At 61.1% G+C, this 15,573-nt stretch carries 16 protein-coding genes; 13 read left to right on the top strand and 3 right to left on the bottom strand.

Annotated elements, in window-relative coordinates:
- Positions 1 to 54 precede the first annotated feature (54 nt).
- Together BDB13_RS07220 and radA are read left to right on the top strand one after the other, a co-directional pair.
- Positions 55 to 690, top strand: coding sequence for a copper chaperone PCu(A)C (locus BDB13_RS07220; protein WP_094271037.1), 636 nt, complete (start codon positions 55 to 57; stop codon positions 688 to 690).
- 71 nt (positions 691 to 761) lie between these two features.
- Positions 762 to 2,195, top strand: coding sequence for a DNA repair protein RadA (radA, locus tag BDB13_RS07215; RefSeq protein ID WP_094271036.1), 1,434 nt, complete (start codon positions 762 to 764; stop codon positions 2,193 to 2,195).
- Positions 2,196 to 2,204: 9 nt separating this feature from the next.
- On the opposite strand, the gene BDB13_RS07210 is transcribed toward radA, so the two are convergent.
- Positions 2,205 to 2,765: a PaaI family thioesterase gene (locus BDB13_RS07210; RefSeq protein ID WP_094271035.1), complete on the bottom strand. Its 561-nt coding sequence runs from the start codon at positions 2,763 to 2,765 to the stop codon at positions 2,205 to 2,207.
- A gap of 96 nt (positions 2,766 to 2,861) precedes the next feature.
- Between BDB13_RS07210 and disA the strand changes: the two genes are divergently transcribed.
- Positions 2,862 to 3,947 carry a DNA integrity scanning diadenylate cyclase DisA gene (disA, locus tag BDB13_RS07205; protein WP_094274744.1) on the top strand — a complete coding sequence of 362 codons (1,086 nt, stop codon included), beginning with the start codon at positions 2,862 to 2,864 and terminating at the stop codon, positions 3,945 to 3,947.
- A gap of 10 nt (positions 3,948 to 3,957) precedes the next feature.
- Here the strand turns inward: disA and BDB13_RS07200 are convergent, their stop codons facing one another.
- Both BDB13_RS07200 and BDB13_RS07195 read right to left on the bottom strand, forming a co-directional pair.
- Entirely contained in the window at positions 3,958 to 4,698 is a 741-nt protein-coding gene (locus BDB13_RS07200; RefSeq protein ID WP_094271034.1) for a hypothetical protein, read from the bottom strand.
- Between the two features lie 83 nt (positions 4,699 to 4,781).
- Positions 4,782 to 5,408 (bottom strand): carbonic anhydrase, encoded by a 627-nt coding sequence (locus BDB13_RS07195; RefSeq protein ID WP_094271033.1) that lies wholly within the window; start codon positions 5,406 to 5,408, stop codon positions 4,782 to 4,784.
- A 219-nt stretch (positions 5,409 to 5,627) separates the two neighbouring features.
- On the opposite strand from BDB13_RS07195, the gene BDB13_RS07190 reads away from it, so the two are divergent.
- From BDB13_RS07190 to BDB13_RS07145, 10 genes are all read left to right on the top strand, one after another.
- Positions 5,628 to 6,479, top strand: coding sequence for an MlaE family ABC transporter permease (locus BDB13_RS07190; RefSeq protein ID WP_254922740.1), 852 nt, complete (start codon positions 5,628 to 5,630; stop codon positions 6,477 to 6,479).
- The gene (locus BDB13_RS07185; RefSeq protein WP_094271032.1) at positions 6,479 to 7,324 is read left to right on the top strand and encodes an MlaE family ABC transporter permease; all 846 of its coding nucleotides are present in this window, start codon (positions 6,479 to 6,481) and stop codon (positions 7,322 to 7,324) included. Before BDB13_RS07190 ends, BDB13_RS07185 begins: the two co-directional genes overlap by 1 nt.
- Positions 7,321 to 8,565: an MCE family protein gene (locus tag BDB13_RS07180; protein WP_094271031.1), complete on the top strand. Its 1,245-nt coding sequence runs from the start codon at positions 7,321 to 7,323 to the stop codon at positions 8,563 to 8,565. The genes BDB13_RS07185 and BDB13_RS07180 overlap by 4 nt, the downstream gene beginning before the upstream one ends.
- Entirely contained in the window at positions 8,562 to 9,572 is a 1,011-nt protein-coding gene (locus BDB13_RS07175; RefSeq protein ID WP_094271030.1) for an MCE family protein, read from the top strand. Before BDB13_RS07180 ends, BDB13_RS07175 begins: the two co-directional genes overlap by 4 nt.
- Positions 9,569 to 10,561 carry an MCE family protein gene (locus BDB13_RS07170; protein WP_254922739.1) on the top strand — a complete coding sequence of 331 codons (993 nt, stop codon included), beginning with the start codon at positions 9,569 to 9,571 and terminating at the stop codon, positions 10,559 to 10,561. Before BDB13_RS07175 ends, BDB13_RS07170 begins: the two co-directional genes overlap by 4 nt.
- Complete coding sequence (locus BDB13_RS07165; RefSeq protein ID WP_094274742.1) at positions 10,558 to 11,640, top strand: MCE family protein; 1,083 nt, start codon at positions 10,558 to 10,560, stop codon at positions 11,638 to 11,640. Before BDB13_RS07170 ends, BDB13_RS07165 begins: the two co-directional genes overlap by 4 nt.
- Positions 11,640 to 12,818: an MCE family protein gene (locus BDB13_RS07160; RefSeq protein ID WP_094271028.1), complete on the top strand. Its 1,179-nt coding sequence runs from the start codon at positions 11,640 to 11,642 to the stop codon at positions 12,816 to 12,818. Before BDB13_RS07165 ends, BDB13_RS07160 begins: the two co-directional genes overlap by 1 nt.
- Positions 12,724 to 13,962 carry an MlaD family protein gene (locus tag BDB13_RS07155; protein WP_094271027.1) on the top strand — a complete coding sequence of 413 codons (1,239 nt, stop codon included), beginning with the start codon at positions 12,724 to 12,726 and terminating at the stop codon, positions 13,960 to 13,962. The genes BDB13_RS07160 and BDB13_RS07155 overlap by 95 nt, the downstream gene beginning before the upstream one ends.
- Positions 13,959 to 14,513: a hypothetical protein gene (locus tag BDB13_RS32840; RefSeq protein ID WP_254922738.1), complete on the top strand. Its 555-nt coding sequence runs from the start codon at positions 13,959 to 13,961 to the stop codon at positions 14,511 to 14,513. The genes BDB13_RS07155 and BDB13_RS32840 overlap by 4 nt, the downstream gene beginning before the upstream one ends.
- Before the next feature lie 88 nt (positions 14,514 to 14,601).
- A complete protein-coding gene (locus BDB13_RS07145; RefSeq protein ID WP_094274740.1) occupies positions 14,602 to 15,483 on the top strand; it encodes an A/G-specific adenine glycosylase in 882 nt (293 codons plus the stop codon).
- The last annotated feature ends 90 nt before the right edge of the window (positions 15,484 to 15,573 follow it).

Below are 15,573 nucleotides of genomic sequence, written 5' to 3'. Positions count from 1 at the left end.
CTGACTACTACTCTGCCTAGTGGAGTGCGAACCTGACGCCCTGGAGGACAAACCGTGACTGCTATCCGCAAGCCGACTCGCCGAGTCGCTACCGCCATTGCACTGGCTGCAGGCGCAGCCATCGCGCTGTCCGCATGCAGCTCGGGCCAAGTGAGCCAAACCGCCGTGCAGCAGGCCGCTGTGAACGGCAACAGTGCCAACGTCGGTGACATCGCCCTGCGCAATGTTCACATCGCTTACCCCTCGTCCGAGGAATACAGCATCGAGCCCGGCGGCACCGCCGTGTTGGCGTTCACGATCGTGAACGACAGCCTGGACACCACCGACAAGCTCGTCAGCATCAACACCGACTACGCCGCGCGCATCGTCGCCGGTGAAGAGGTCGCCGGATTCACCCTCAAGCCGCAGACATCTCTGCAGGCCGGGGAGCTTCCCGCCGGCGCAGCCGCCGAGGCCGAAGCCGACAAGCAGATCGCAAACAAGGACGAGAACAGCGACGCACCTGATGCACTCGCTCTCGTTCTGCTGCAGGACATCAAGGCCGGCGTCCGTCCGGGCCTGACCATCCCGATCACCTTCACTTTCGAGAAGGCCGGTCCGGTAACGGTCCAGGTTCCCGTCGACGCGGGCCCGAAGCTCGAACGCAACGAGTCGGAGAAGTCTCCGGACGTTGCTGAAGCCGGACACTGAGTTTCACGCTCAATCCGAAAGATCGAACTAGAGGCGGGGTCCATGTCGGACCCCGCCTCTAGTCTGTCCCGGTGGCCAAAGCTAAATCGAACTACCGGTGCTCCGAATGCAAATCCGTCGTGCCCAAATGGGTTGGCCGCTGCCCCGACTGCGATACGTGGGGCTCGATGTCGGAAGTCGCCGTCGTCGCCCCTGTTGCCAGTCGAGCCGGGGCATCGCTCGCCAAAGCCGGGTCGAGCGCTGTCCTGCCCACAACGCCCGCTACTCCCCTCACCCAGATCGACAGCAAGAGCACCCAGGCCAAGCCCACCGGAATCGGAGAACTCGACCGCGTACTCGGCGGCGGAGTGGTCCCCGGATCAGTGGTCCTGCTGGCCGGTGAGCCTGGCGTCGGTAAATCCACGCTGCTACTCGAGGTCGTGTATCGCTGGGCGATGCGAAGCCCCGAGGACCGCGCACTGTATGTCACCGGCGAGGAATCTGCGGGGCAGGTCCGGCTCCGCGCAGACCGCACCAATTCCGTCCACGAGCGGATGTATCTCGCTGCCGAATCCGACCTCGCGACCATCCTCGGCCACGTCGAACAGGTCAAACCCAGTCTGCTGATCGTCGACTCGGTGCAGACCATGCTCGCGGCCGACGTCGACGGCGTCGTCGGTGGCGTCACGCAGGTCAAGGCAGTCACCAGCGCCTTGACCTCGCTCGCCAAGACCACCGGAATCCCGGTGCTCCTGATCGGCCACGTGACCAAGGACGGAGCGGTTGCCGGACCTCGCTCGCTCGAGCATCTTGTCGACGTCGTTCTGCATTTCGAGGGCGACAAGCACTCCACGCTGCGCATGGTCCGCGGCGTCAAAAACCGATTCGGAGCTGCCGACGAGGTGGGTTGCTTCGAACTGACCGATCAGGGCATCAACGAGATCAGCGATCCTTCGGGACTGTTCCTCCACCATCGGGAAGTGGCTGTGGAGGGCACTGCCGTCACCGTCATGATGGACGGCAAACGTCCACTGCTGGGCGAAGTTCAGGCGCTCGTGGCCTCCACACCCCTACCCACTCCTCGCCGAGCTGTCAGTGGACTCGACACCGCGCGCGTTGCCATGGTCCTGGCCGTTCTCGAACGCCGCGCCGGAGTATCGATCGCCAAATGCGACGTCTACGCCGCGACGGTGGGTGGAATGCGTATGACGGAACCCGGCGCAGACCTGGCCTTGGCCGTTGCCGTCGCTTCCGCGGTTAAAGGAAAGCCTGTTCCGAACGGACTCGTCATTCTCGGCGAGGTCGGACTCGCCGGCGAGGTACGACGCGTTGCCGGCGTCAATCGCCGTCTGATCGAAGCCGCCCGGTTGGGATTCACCAGTGCGATTGTGCCGGTCGATTCCGGTCCGAATATCCCCGGCATGCGAGTAAACGAAGTGACAAATTTGGGCGAAGCCTTGTCGTATGCCGGATTGCTCGGAGGTAAGCAAGGCTCGACTCGGCCCAAACTCACCCCGGTCAAGTGACCGGCAGGTTCACATCGACGAGGTTCCGAACGGTGAAGTCGGCACACCGTCCGCAAACTCCTGGGTCTTCGCGAAATGTTCCGGGGTGATGGTCAGGAACAGCCCACGCGAAGTACCCACTGCAACATCAGGATCCGCTGCGGGGCCTTCCACGATGAATGCCTCGGCGGTCGTGTAGACCTTGCGCCTGAGCGTGCCTTCGACGCGAGCATGAAACTCAAGAACCGAACCCAGCGGAATCGGACGGGCAAAGTCGATCTCGAGGTGCCCGGTCACCACCGGCACACCCAGAACCATGCAGGCCACGCCCTGAACCTCGTCGAAAGCTGTGGACAGGATCCCTCCGTGGATCACGCCGGGGCCACCCTGATACTTCTTCGCGACCTCGAGGCGCCCGGTCACCTCCAGGCCCTCACCCGCCCGGAAACTCATCGCCATTCCGGCAGGCTGATCGTCACCGCAACCAAAGCACTTCGACCAGTGTTGCGGCAGCTTCTCACCCGGGGCGGGAAAGAAATCGACGGGCTCGGGCACGGTCAGGTCGTCAGGCAAGGTCCAGGTGCTACTCATGGATAGGTAATCTAAACGCAGACGAGTCCGCAGCAACCTTCGGACTCGGACATAGTGACGTCAACCTCAGCAGGGAGTTTCTCAATGATCAGTGCGATGGCGGATACCCAGTCGTCGTCGGCATTGCGAGAGACCATCGCCAGGTTGGCACCCGGCACCGCCCTGCGCGACGGACTCGAACGCATTCTCCGCGGCCGAACAGGCGCTCTGATCGTCCTCGGGTACGACGACGAGATCGAAGCGTTGTGCGACGGCGGTTTCAACCTCGACGTGGCGTTCGCACCTACCCGGCTTCGAGAACTGTCGAAAATGGACGGCGCTGTCGTCCTCTCGACCGACGGTTCGCACATTGTCCGCGCAAACGTACAACTCGTACCCGACCACAAGATCCCGACCGTCGAATCCGGCACTCGGCACCGTGCTGCGGAACGTACGGCGATCCAGACCGGGTATCCGGTTGTATCGGTGAGTCAGTCGATGTCCATCGTCAGCGTCTATGTCGGCGGCATCAGGCACGTCATCGAAGGCTCGGCCACGATCCTCTCGCGAGCGAATCAGGCCGTCGCCACCCTCGAGCGTTACAAGGCACGTCTCGACGAAGTCACCCGGGCGCTGTCCGTCGTCGAGATCGAAGACTTCGTGACGTTGCGAGACGCATTGACCGTCGTACAGCGACTCGAAATGGTTCGACGCGTATCGGTCGAGATCGAACAGGACGTTCTCGAACTCGGTACCGACGGCCGCCAGCTTGCGCTTCAGCTCGAAGAATTGGTCGGCGACAACGACATTGCGCGTCAACTGATCGTGCGTGACTACCTTGCCGGACCCGAACCCATCGAAACCGCGGCAATGGACAACGTGCTCGCTGCCCTCGACCGCGTCACCGACGCCGATCTCCTGGACTTGACCACCCTCGCGCGGGTGCTCGGTTACCCGGGCACGATCGAAGCTCTCGACACTCCGATGACGCCGCGCGGATACCGAGTCCTCATGCGCGTACCGCGACTTCAGTTCCATCAGATCAACCGACTCGTCACATCGTTCGGCACATTGCAGGCTCTACTGGCCGCGACGGCAGCCGACCTCCAGTCCGTCGAAGGCATCGGCGGACTGTGGGCTCGTCATATCCGCGAAGGATTGTCGCGGCTGGCCGAGTCGTCGATCACCGGCTCGTACAACTGATCGAGCCGGATCAGGCGATATTGAACGGCTCCGCGCCGCTCCGCAATGCTCCGAGTTGTCCGACAACCGTGTACGCGCCGGCGCCCACGGGGTTGCGCTGCGGGTTCGGGGAGGTGGCGCAATCCGGATTCGACGTTGTGGCGGACCAAGCGACCTTGAATGCAGCCTGCTCGCCCGGTTCGAGGTTGCGGATATCCGGAGCCGGCTGCGGGTAGCAGTCGACGTTGGACCACAGCCGGGTCTTGCCGTCGATGCTGTAGACGAGCACCTGTTGAAGACCACCCGCCAAATCGCGATTGCAGCCGGCCGAGCCGATATTGGTGATGACGATCGTGAAGGTCGGTTCCTCGCCACCGGCAAACGTGGGTTTGTCGGCGGTCGCCTTGACGGCGAGGGACGAGTCCGCGCACTGACCCGCCGGCACCGGGACGGCGCTGGTCGGCGATGTGGTCGACCTGCCCGACGTGGACGCCGAAGAACCACCCGAGCCGGAATCGGCCGAGCCGCCGTTGCCGCCGCCGCCACTACCGCCGGAGCCGTTGCTTCCGGACGGATTGGGAGTGAAAGACACTTCCGGGGTCAGCGAAGAACTCGCGGCCGCAGCGTCCGCCTCGGGGGAATCGCTACCCCCGCCGACGACGGCAGAAATCAACCAGACGATCAAGGCCAAGGCAACGACTGCAGCACCGATGGCCAGCGCCCGTCGACGCCAGTAAATCTGAGGGGGCAGTGGCCCATTCGGTTCCAACACGGTCTCAACGGTAGTTGGCGAAGGCCCGACTAACGGTCAGCTGGGGCGGCGTGTCGGCACCTACCTGAGCGTGGTTCTTTCGATTACTCGATTGACTCGCCGATTTCACCGACAGCACCCTGCAAACGCATGTGTCCCTCGGAGAGTGCGTAGGTGACGCCGACGATTGCGCACGTGCCCTTTTCGACTTTGTCGGCAATGATTCGGGAGCGCTGCATGATGAGCGATCCGGTTTCGACTACGTGTCGGCCCTCGAGTTCGTCGACGGTGGACAGCCCTTCCTGCCGGCCCATGAGGATGGACGGCGCAACACGCTCGACCACACTGCGGATGAAGCCGTCGGGAATCTTGCCCTTGTCGAGAGCGTCGAGTGTGGCCTTGACCGCGCCACAACCATCGTGTCCGAGCACGACGATGAGCGGCACGTTCAGAATATGTACGGCGTACTCGATGGAACCCAACACCGAATCGTCGAGAACGTGACCGGCGGTGCGAACGACGAACATGTCGCCGAGCCCTTGATCGAAGATGATCTCAGCAGCGACACGCGAATCTCCACAGCCGAACAGCACGGCGGTGGGGTGCTGTTCGTTGACCAGTTTCGCCCGATCGGCGATGCCTTGGCTGGGGTGTATCGACGTGCCGTTCACAAATCGCTCATTTCCCTCGCGGAGGGACTTCCAAGCGTTCAGCGGACTTGTATGTGGCATTCCAATATTGTGCACCCGCCGAGATTGTCCGGCTCATCGGGAAAGGTTTCCGGGAAGGTTTCCGGGACGCGAATCCGAACTTACTTCAGAGTCAGTTTCCTGATACCGTCACCCTTTGTGATCTGAAGCACTAACACTTCGTCCGCGAATGTACGGGGGTACATCTGGGCGAGCCTCGCAGGCACGTCCTGCAGCAAGAAGACGGGGAGGACGATCTGCGTGACCACACCAGCTGAAAACGACAGTCGTCCGGTTGACGCGCCGGAGCTCCCGGCACAAGCCAAGTCGAATCTCGTCGCGAACCTGCTCTCCGAGATCGGACTCCTGTTCACCTTCACCGTCCGTGTGTGCCTCGCCGCAATCACCGCAGTACGACGCCGGCGACTCGCCTGGCGCGAAGCCATCGAGCAAATGTGGTTTCTCGCGCATGTCACAGCAGTAGCGTCCGCACTGGTGATGATTCCGCTCGGTGTTGGTGTTGCACTCCAGATCGGATCACTCGCCGACCAAATCGGCGCCGGCGCCTACAGCGGCGCAGTGGTCGCCTTTCTCATCATCGGGCAAGCCGGACCGTTGGTCTGCGCACTCATCATCGCCGGTGTCGGCGGTTCCGCGATTTGCGCCGACCTCGGCGCCCGAACCATCCGCGAGGAGATCGACGCCTTGGAAGTACTGGGATTGCCGGTGCTCGAACGGTTGGTCGTGCCGAGGATGATTGCCATCGCATTGGTGTGCCTACTGCTGAACTCGATAGTTCTTGTGATCGGCTTGGGCGCAAGCCTTTTCGTACACGTCTTGGTTCTCGACGGCAACGCGCAGAGCTTTCTTCGCAACCTCGTACAGTTCAGCCAACCGAGCGATTTTGTCGTATCCGGTATCAAAGCCGTTGCGTTTGCCTTGATCTCGGGAATCGTGGCCAGCTACAAAGGATTGACGGTGAAACGGGGAGCGCAGGGCGTCGGTGACGCCGTCAACGAAACCGTTGTGCTCTCGTTTGTTCTCGTCTTCGTCGCGAATCTCGCTATCACTCAGCTCTATCCGCTCTTCGTGTCCGTGAAGGGCGCCTACTGATGCACCTGCCCATCGTCATTCGCGCTAAACGGACGAGCTCCCGAGCTGTCGACGGGCTGAGCCGGCTAGGCGATCAATTCACGTTCCACGCAAAAGTGATCGCGTCGATTCCGGCGACATTGAGGCGGTACTGGCGTGAAGTAGCACGTCTGGTCGCGCAAGTGGCTTTCGGATCGGGAACCCTCCTGGCCGGCGGTGGCAGCGTCATGGTCATCTTCGCCATCTCGTTTTTTGCCGGCTCCCAGATCGGACTCGAAGGTTATCGCGGCCTCAATCTGGTGGGGCTCGCTCCGCTGTCCGGAGTGATGTCCGCCATCGCGAACACCCGTGAGGTAGCTCCTTTGGTTGCCGCAATCACGTTGGCAGCCAAGGTCGGAACCGGATTCACCGCTCAACTCGGTGCGATGCGAATCTCCGAAGAAATCGATGCCCTCGAAGTCATGGCCATCCCTTCCCTCCGCCACCTCGTGACCACCCGCATGATCGCGGCGCTCATCGCCGTCGTTCCGCTGTACCTCGTGGGGCTCTTCGCTTCTTACATGGCAACAGCCCTCGCCGTCACCCGGATCAAAGGACAATCCGAAGGAACGTACGGGTACTACTTCAGTCTCTTCCTCTCCCCCAACGACATTTGGTTATCCCTCGTGAAAGTTCTGGTGTTCGCGGTCGTGGTCACGCTGGTGCACTGCTACTACGGATACACCGCAACCGGTGGCCCCGAAGGCGTGGGACGAGCGGCCGGGCGGGCACTACGCACCAGCATCGTGTTTCTCGCCTTCACCGACGTTGCAATGACGATTGCGCTGTGGGGATTGAAGCCACAGGTACCGGGCTTGACCGGATGAACACGACAGATACCAGCCGAATCCGGCTTGCGTTTCGCGGACTGTTCACGATAGCGCTGCTTCTCGCCGCGTATGCCTTCCTGTTCACTCGCGGAACCGACACCCACAGCGCATCAGCCGAGGTGAGCGCCGTGATACCCGCAAGCGCCGGCGCACTCCGGGTGGGATCGTCCGTGCAGTATCGCGGTGTTGTCGTGGGATCCGTCGCGAACATCGAAGCCGGCCCGGCCAGTTCCACAGTGGCGCTGGCCATCGACGAAGGCTCATTCGCGGACATACCGTCGACGACACAGGTGCGTCTCATGCCTCGCAACATCTTCGGCGACTTCTTCGTCGATCTGGTTCAACCCGACGGCCTGATGCGCGGCTCCGCGCTCACACCGGGCACCGAATTGTCCGCCGACCAGTCCGAAGTGGCGGTACAGCTGTACCAATCGATCTCGCGCATCTACTCACTCGTGTCGTCACTGGACCCTGCCGACATCAACGCGGCCCTCACCTCGGTGTCGGACGCACTGAGTGGCAAGGGAAGTCAGTTCGGCCAATCCCTCGACGCCGTTCACACCGCCCTCGTCGGCGCACAACCCGTCATCGACCATCTCGGTGACGATCTCGACGACATCGCAGTCCTCGCCGGCCAACTCGAACGCAGTGCACCGGATCTACTGGCAACGCTCGAGAACTCGATCACCATCTCGAAAACCCTCGTCGAAAAATCCGATGGGTTTGCAGCACTACTCGCTGCCGGAACGCGCAGCGCTTCCGCATCCGCGACCATGATCGGCGACAATCTAGATCGTATGATCACTCTTGTCGACGATTCCGATTCCCTCACCGCCGCAGTCACTTCGCGTCCGGATCAGATCACGACCTTCTACACCGGCCTTCGAAGTTTGACCGTCAATCTTCCCCCTGCTTTGGCGCACGGACCCTGGCTGAGCACCGATCTGAAACTTTCGGTCCGTGACCTGTACCCCTACCGTGCTACAGATTGTCCCCGATACGACGGCCCCGAAAACACCGACGGCCCCAAAGACACCGCCGACGCTGCCGGACCCAATTGCCCGGCCGTTCCGACCACATTCGGTGGAACCGTCGGCCCGGTAGGCAGTTCGCCCGAACAAGCCCTGATCTCAGCCCTGACACAGAGTGGACCATCGGCGCCCACACAGGGTGGAACAGCTTTGGACACACTGCTACTCGGCCCCGTCCTCCGCGGAACCACGGTGGTGGGCGGATGACCGTGCAGAAGAGTTTGATCCGCTTCGGATTGTTCACAGCCCTCTCGGTCCTGGCCACCATCGTTGTCGTGAGTACCCTGATCAATCCGATTTCAGGGCCCAGTTCGCAGTACCGTGCCGTCTTTGTCAACGCCTCGGGCTTGGTCACCGGCAGCGACGTCCAAATATCCGGGGTTCGGGTAGGTCGGGTCGATCGCGTCGAACTGGTCGACAACCAGGCGGTTGTCACCTTCGACTTGGAAGCAGCACAACGCATCCCGTCCGACGGACGCGCTGTGGTGCGCTACGCCGACCTGCTCGGAGCCCGAACGGTTTCGATCGAACCCGGCCCCAGTGGCATCGCGTCATCCAACTACCTCTCCCCCGGCGCAACCCTCCCACTGGAGCAGACGCAACCGGCTATCGACCTGACCGACATCCTCGGCGGCTTCCGCCCACTGTTCGACGCTCTGGATCCCGAAGAGGTCAATCAACTTGCAACACAGATTGTTCAGGTCTTCCAGGGCCAAGGTTCAACTATCACAAGCCTTCTGGAAAGAACCGTCGCAGTTTCAGAGAACCTCGCCGCTCGCGATGCGGTTCTCGACCAACTGACGGCCAACCTCGACAGAGTCCTTGCGGTGACAACCCGGAACCGCCCGAATTTCGTGGAAATGATCAATGCCTTGGACACACTGGTCGCCGGTCTCGCCGAAGATCGCGAACAGATCTCGGCCACATTGGATTCCGCCGGAGCACTGACCGGATCACTGGCAGATCTGCTGTCAAGGGTCCAACCGACCTTAGCGACCACGCTGACCTCCGTCGACCGATCGGCTGCGGTTGTCATCGACAATCGTGATTCTGTGGCCACCGGGATCACGACCTTCGACAAACTCTTCACACAACTCGGGGTTGCGATGAGCTACGGAAGTTGGGCGAACATCTACATCTGCAACTTCCGCCTCAGTGCGCTCGGCCAGTCGGCCCCCCTCGGCGGACCCGAACGTTCGGCGGTGTGCCGATGAACTGGCTCACCGTCAAACATCCGGCTCGCGCCGGAATCGTCTGCATCCTCGTGGTTATCGGAATCGTTCTGGCAGCACTAGCTGTGCCCCAACTGATCCTGAAGGTGAAGACAAACGAGTTCCACGCTCAGTTTGCCACTGCAGCTGGTCTCTCACCCGACGATCCAGTCAATGTCGCGGGTGTTCCGAGTGGCGTCGTGACGTCACTGTCGGTGCGCGGCAACTCCGTCGACGTCGCGTTCCGACTCGACAACGGCGTCACTCTCGGTGAAGATTCGCGGGCCGACATCAAGATCTCGACTCTGCTGGGCCGACGCTCACTCGACATCACCCCCGAAGGTTCGCGTTCGCTGCCGTCCGGCAGTTCCATCGCGATCGAGAACACCAGCGTCCCCTTCACCCTCGACGATCTCGGCCGCGGCGCAGGAACGACCGCGGACAACCTTGATCTGCAACAACTTCGGAACATGCTGACCGTGGTCTCCGATACTTCCCCGGACGATCCCGAATTGATCCGACGGTCCCTCGACAGCATCACTACCCTCTCCGTGGTTGTCACCGACAACGACGACGCCGTTCGCTCACTCCTGACCGGGGCACAGCAGACCACCGCCACTTTGGTCGAGCAGAAAGAAACCCTGGAAACCCTACTGGGAAACGCCGATCTCGTGATGGCAACGATCGCAGACCGTCGGGAGGTGTTGAACTCACTTATCCGCGATCTGAATCAATTGACCACCACGGCAGCACAATTCCTCGGAGAGAACCAACCGCTGGTCGATTCCGTCCTGGCCGACGTTCATGACGTGACCGCAGTCCTCGCAGAGAACGAGCAATCATTGACGACGCTGCTGGAGAACTTCGCCCCGAGCGTTCGGTACGTCACCAACGCAACGGGTAACGGAAACTGGCTGGACCTCAACTCCCCGTCCACGCTCATTCCGGACAACTGGTTGTGCGTCGTGGGACTTGTACAGGGGTGCCGATGACCGCCACCGGGAAGAAACTCACAATCCTTGCAGTGGTAGCGCTCTGCGCGATCGGAGGCATACTGTTTGTCACCCGCGACAGCAACAATCTCAGGCTCACTGCAGAATTCGCGTCGACCGACGCGGTCTTCGCCGGCAATACCGTCACGATTCTCGGGGTTCCCAGCGGCCGAGTAGAAAGCGTGACCCCCGCCGGATCACGGGTCCACGTGGTGCTGAGCCTCCCGAAGGGAACCCGGATTCCGGTAGACGCCAATGCCTGGGTTCTGTCCCCCGCTGTCATCAGTGATCGGACCGTCGAACTCGGTCCAGGTTACGAGGACGGCGAGTTCCTCCCCGACGGCGCGCTGATTCCACTCGAACGCACACATTCACCACTAACCTGGGATCAACTCACCAAGTCGGTCAACGAGTTGACCGTCGCGCTCGGACCAGGCGCGGGTGGTTCCGGGATAGGCGATCTCATCGACTCCAGTGCTCAGATACTCGATGGCAACGGCCAGGCATTCCACGATGCCGTGCAGTCGATTTCGCAGGCCAGCTCGGTACTGGCGGGGGCAAGTCCGGACATTACCGAATTGGTGGCCAACCTCGGAACCCTGGTTCAGTTGATCGCCGACAATCAGTCTCAGGTCGACTCACTGTCAAATTCCGTCACCGCCACCGCCCGTGAATTCTCTTCGCAGCGAAGCGATATCAGCGGCGCGCTGACCTCTATGACGACTGTATTGGGGCAGGTGTCGGCGCTGCTGACCGAACATGGCAGCACCGTTCCCACTGACCTGGGTAAGCTCGCCCAACTGACGGGATCGATTGCCACTAAACAAGATCAGCTTCGCGAGATCATCGATACCGCACCGACCGGATTTCAGAACGTCGCAAACCTCGTCACCGAGGAGGGCCGAGCGCGAGTCCGACTCAATGTCGCGACCAACGTTTCGCAGTTCGACACAACGCGAGCACTCTGCGAGAGAATGCCACTTCCGTTGTGCAGTGGTCCGGGGCTCGTCAACCCCATCGAATTCCCTTCGACGGCAGCAGGTCCTGATCTTGCCTGGATTTTGGGCGGGGGTCGTTGATGTCTGTATCACGATCAACACTGGGAGCACTTGCTGCACTGGCACTCACGTCGATACTGACTGGATGCAGCCTCAATTTCCAGCACCTTCCTCTCGGGCAAGGGATGACTGGTGATTCGTATCCGTTGACCATGGAATTTGTCGATGCGTCGCTACTCCCGATCGGTGGCGAGGTCAGAATCGGGCAGGCTGTGGTCGGCCGCGTCACGTCGATGAGCGCCGATCACTTTGCGGCAGTTGTTCAGACCGAGATCGATTCGACCATCTCGCTACCCACGGAGACTCGGGCGAGAATCGAATTGTCCACGCCTATCGGGGACGCCTTCGTCAATCTCGAGGTCCCAACAGAGTCGAGCGGGGCAACGTTCGAATCAGGGGCGAAGCTCGAACCCGGGGCAAGGATCTTGCGCTCACAGACCCTGCGCGGGCCTGACGTCGCACAATTGCTCGGCGCCGTCGGAACTCTGCTGAACGGAAGCGGTTTGGCGCAGGTGAAGAATATCGTGCACGAAGCTAATCAAATTCTGGACGGCCGCGAAGGCACCGTCACGGATCTCCTAGCCCGCCTCGATTCACTTCTGGGCACCCTCGACGAGCGGAAGGACTCCGTCAATTCCGCATTGGACTCACTGAACCGTCTCAGTACGGTCATCAGCGACGAAAGCGCCACTATCGACGAGGGGTTGCGAACTCTCACACCCGCATTGAGCGTCGTCGCCGACCAGCGGCAACCCTTGCTCGATCTGCTGGACGAGACGGACAGGCTCAGTACCGCAACAAATTCCGTTCTCGACCAGTCATCCGATCAGATAGCCGACGTGACGGAACGGTTGTCGCCGATCCTCGATCAGTTTTCGGCGATGGGCCCGACACTGGGTGACACGATGACGAACCTCGACAACGCCCGGGTTCTCCTCGAACGCGCCAGTCCGAGTGATTACGTCAATATCGATCTCAATGTTGATATCGAGGGAACTGTCACCGGAGTGCTGAACGAGATAATCCCGGGTGCGGCACCGCCGTTGCCACCGCTTCCTGCTACGTCACCGGGAACACCGGCAACACCTCTGCTCGGGGGACACGATGAAGAACAGGACCGTCTACTTCGAGATCGTTGCGTTTCTTCTGATCGCCGTGATCAGCACGACTTACGTTGTGCGCCAGGTCGGTGCCGGTGATCCGTTCACCGGGAGCTTCGCGGTAACAGTCGAATTGGAAAATGCCGCCGGAATTGCGCAGGGTTCGGAAGTGGCCTATCGCGGGGTCACCGTCGGAGATGTCGAATCTGTGCGGCTGTCAGCTGAACGAGACCTGGTTGTTCTCACTCTGAACATCTCTGCCGATCGAGAGATTCCACTCGATACCGTTGCGGCCATCAGCCAGGACACCGCTGTTCCGGTACTAAAAGTACAGCTGTCTTCTGAATCCGACAGCGGCCCTTATCTTGTCGATGGATCCGTCGTACCTCGTGAACGAACATCGATACCGGTGCCACTGGGTACGGTCATCGCAAACTTCAATACGACTGCGGACACCGTCGATCCCGCCGACCTCCGGACGCTCTCACGTGAACTCGGCACCGGACTGGGGGGACTAGGACCGGATCTGCAAGCCCTGGTTGACAATTTTGATGTTATCGCCCGGTCCGTCGCGCTCAACCAACCCCACCTCAACACTCTCGTCGAGAATTCACGCACTCTCTACACGGCCAACGAGGACAACGTGGCAGCACTCCCGGATGTTGCTCGGACACTTCGACAATTGACTGATCAAGTCAGGTCTTCGGATCCACAGCTGCGCACTCTGCTCGATCGAAGTCCCGCCGTCCTCGACAATCAGATACTGCCTCTCATCGAGCAAAGCCGTGAACCGTTCAGCCTCCTGCTGGCGAATTCTCTGGTTTCCAGTCAAATCGTCACAGCGCGGATGCGGGCTGTCGATACGCTACTCGTGGTGGTACCCAAGGGGTTCGAGAAACTCGGTAGCATCGTCAGGGATGGTCGTGCGCAGCTGGATTTGATCACCGCGGTCGGTCCCGTCTGTATCTACGACACCCCACGCCGCACCGTGCAGGATGTCTCGCCGACCACACTCGACAAAGACCAGCACTGTACTGACCGATCGGGCAAAATCCAGAACCGCGGCTCGCAGAATATTCCAGCCGGAACAGGAACAATCGGAGGTGTTGTCGAATACGACCCCGCAGTGGGCACCGTCGCGGCCGGCGACGGCACATCGATTCGTCTGGGTTTGAACGGCGGCCAGAAAACAGTGCTCGGAGACAACTCATTTGCCGCACTACTAGTACAAGGAACACATTGAGCGATCTCACGAAGTCCGATGTCACAAAGTCCGATGACGACGAATCCCAGGCGCCAGCACCCACAGTCCCGAAACGGCGCTTCGGGAGGAACACTCTGCTGGCCGTCGTCGGCGCTCTGGTTGTGGTCTCGGCCCTCGGCTGGGGTGGATACACCACGTGGCAACACTCACTCGACGACGAAGCCCGCACCACCGCGCTGGAACGTGGGCGACAATTCGCGACAGATCTTGCAACGTACAACTTCCAGAACCTCGATCAGAATCTGTCCGTCGTACGGGAAAACTCGGTTGGCGAGTTCGCCGGCCAGTACGCCCAGGTCGCTGCCAACCTCCAAGACATGATCGTTCAGTATCAGGCCACGTCGTCGGCGCAGATCATTTCCGCGGGGCTGGCCGACAGCGATCGTGACAGTGCCGAGGTCCTGGTCTTCCTTGATCAGACCATCACCAACACCAATTCACCTGACCCTCGCATCGATCGCAACCGTATGCAGCTCTCGCTCGTTCGCGAAGACGGGAAATGGAAGCTGAGCAACGTCCAACTGCTCTGATACGCGTCGGCACCTGCCGGTACAGTGACGCCGAACGTCGATGCCAGGTCGATGCGGAGATCAAATTCCCGGGAGTGTGTCAGTCAAGGTGGCAGTCGAGTCTTCTGTCCTGCTGAAATGGTATGCGGCGACGGCAAGAGATCTTCCGTGGCGACGCGAAGGCGTCAGTGCCTGGCAGATTCTGATGAGCGAGATCATGCTCCAGCAGACGCCGGTGGTCCGGGTCGCCCCCATCTGGGAAGAGTGGGTGCAGCGGTGGCCGGTCCCCTCGGCGATGGCTGCGTCGAGCCAAGCGGAGGTACTACGTGCCTGGGGAAAGCTCGGGTATCCGCGGCGCGCGCTTCGACTGCACGAATGCGCGGGCGTCCTCGCTACCCACCATGGGGATGCGGTTCCAACTGACGTCGACACCTTGCTGACGCTGCCGGGAATCGGCTCGTACACTGCTCGCGCGGTGGCATGTTTTGCCTACGGGCAGCGAGTTCCCGTCGTGGACACCAATGTTCGACGCGTAGTTGCCCGCGCAGTTCACGGTATCGCTGAACCGGGAAATCCCTCGAACACAAGAGATCTGGCCGATGTGGCCGAGTTGCTACCGCGGACGCGGGAGCGGGCTGCCACGTACTCTGCCGCGCTGATGGAACTCGGCGCCTTGATCTGCACGGCTCGGGCACCCAGCTGTGACGATTGCCCGCTGCCGAACTGTGCCTGGGTGGCGGCCGGAAAACCCGCTCACACCGGGCCGCCGAAGAAGGTGCAGAAATTTGCCGGAACCGATCGTCAGGTTCGCGGCAAGTTGATGGCGGTGCTGCGTGAGTGTCACCGTCCGGTCGAGCGTGCGCAGTTGGACATCGTGTGGCCCACCGACCCTGGTCAGCGCGATCGCGCGTTGCATTCCCTGCTGGTCGACGGATTGGTCGAACAGACGGACGATGGTTTGTTCGCATTGGCCGGCGAGGGCAACGCCTGAGACTGCATCGGTCGGCCAATCTATTGTGGCGGATATTTCCCAGTAAAAATGCCCTAAATCGGACATATTTGATGCGTACCGACTACGATT

Source organism: Rhodococcus sp. OK302 (assembly GCF_002245895.1).
Lineage (GTDB): Bacteria > Actinomycetota > Actinomycetes > Mycobacteriales > Mycobacteriaceae > Rhodococcus_F.
This window is presented reverse-complemented; position numbering and strand designations above follow the sequence as displayed.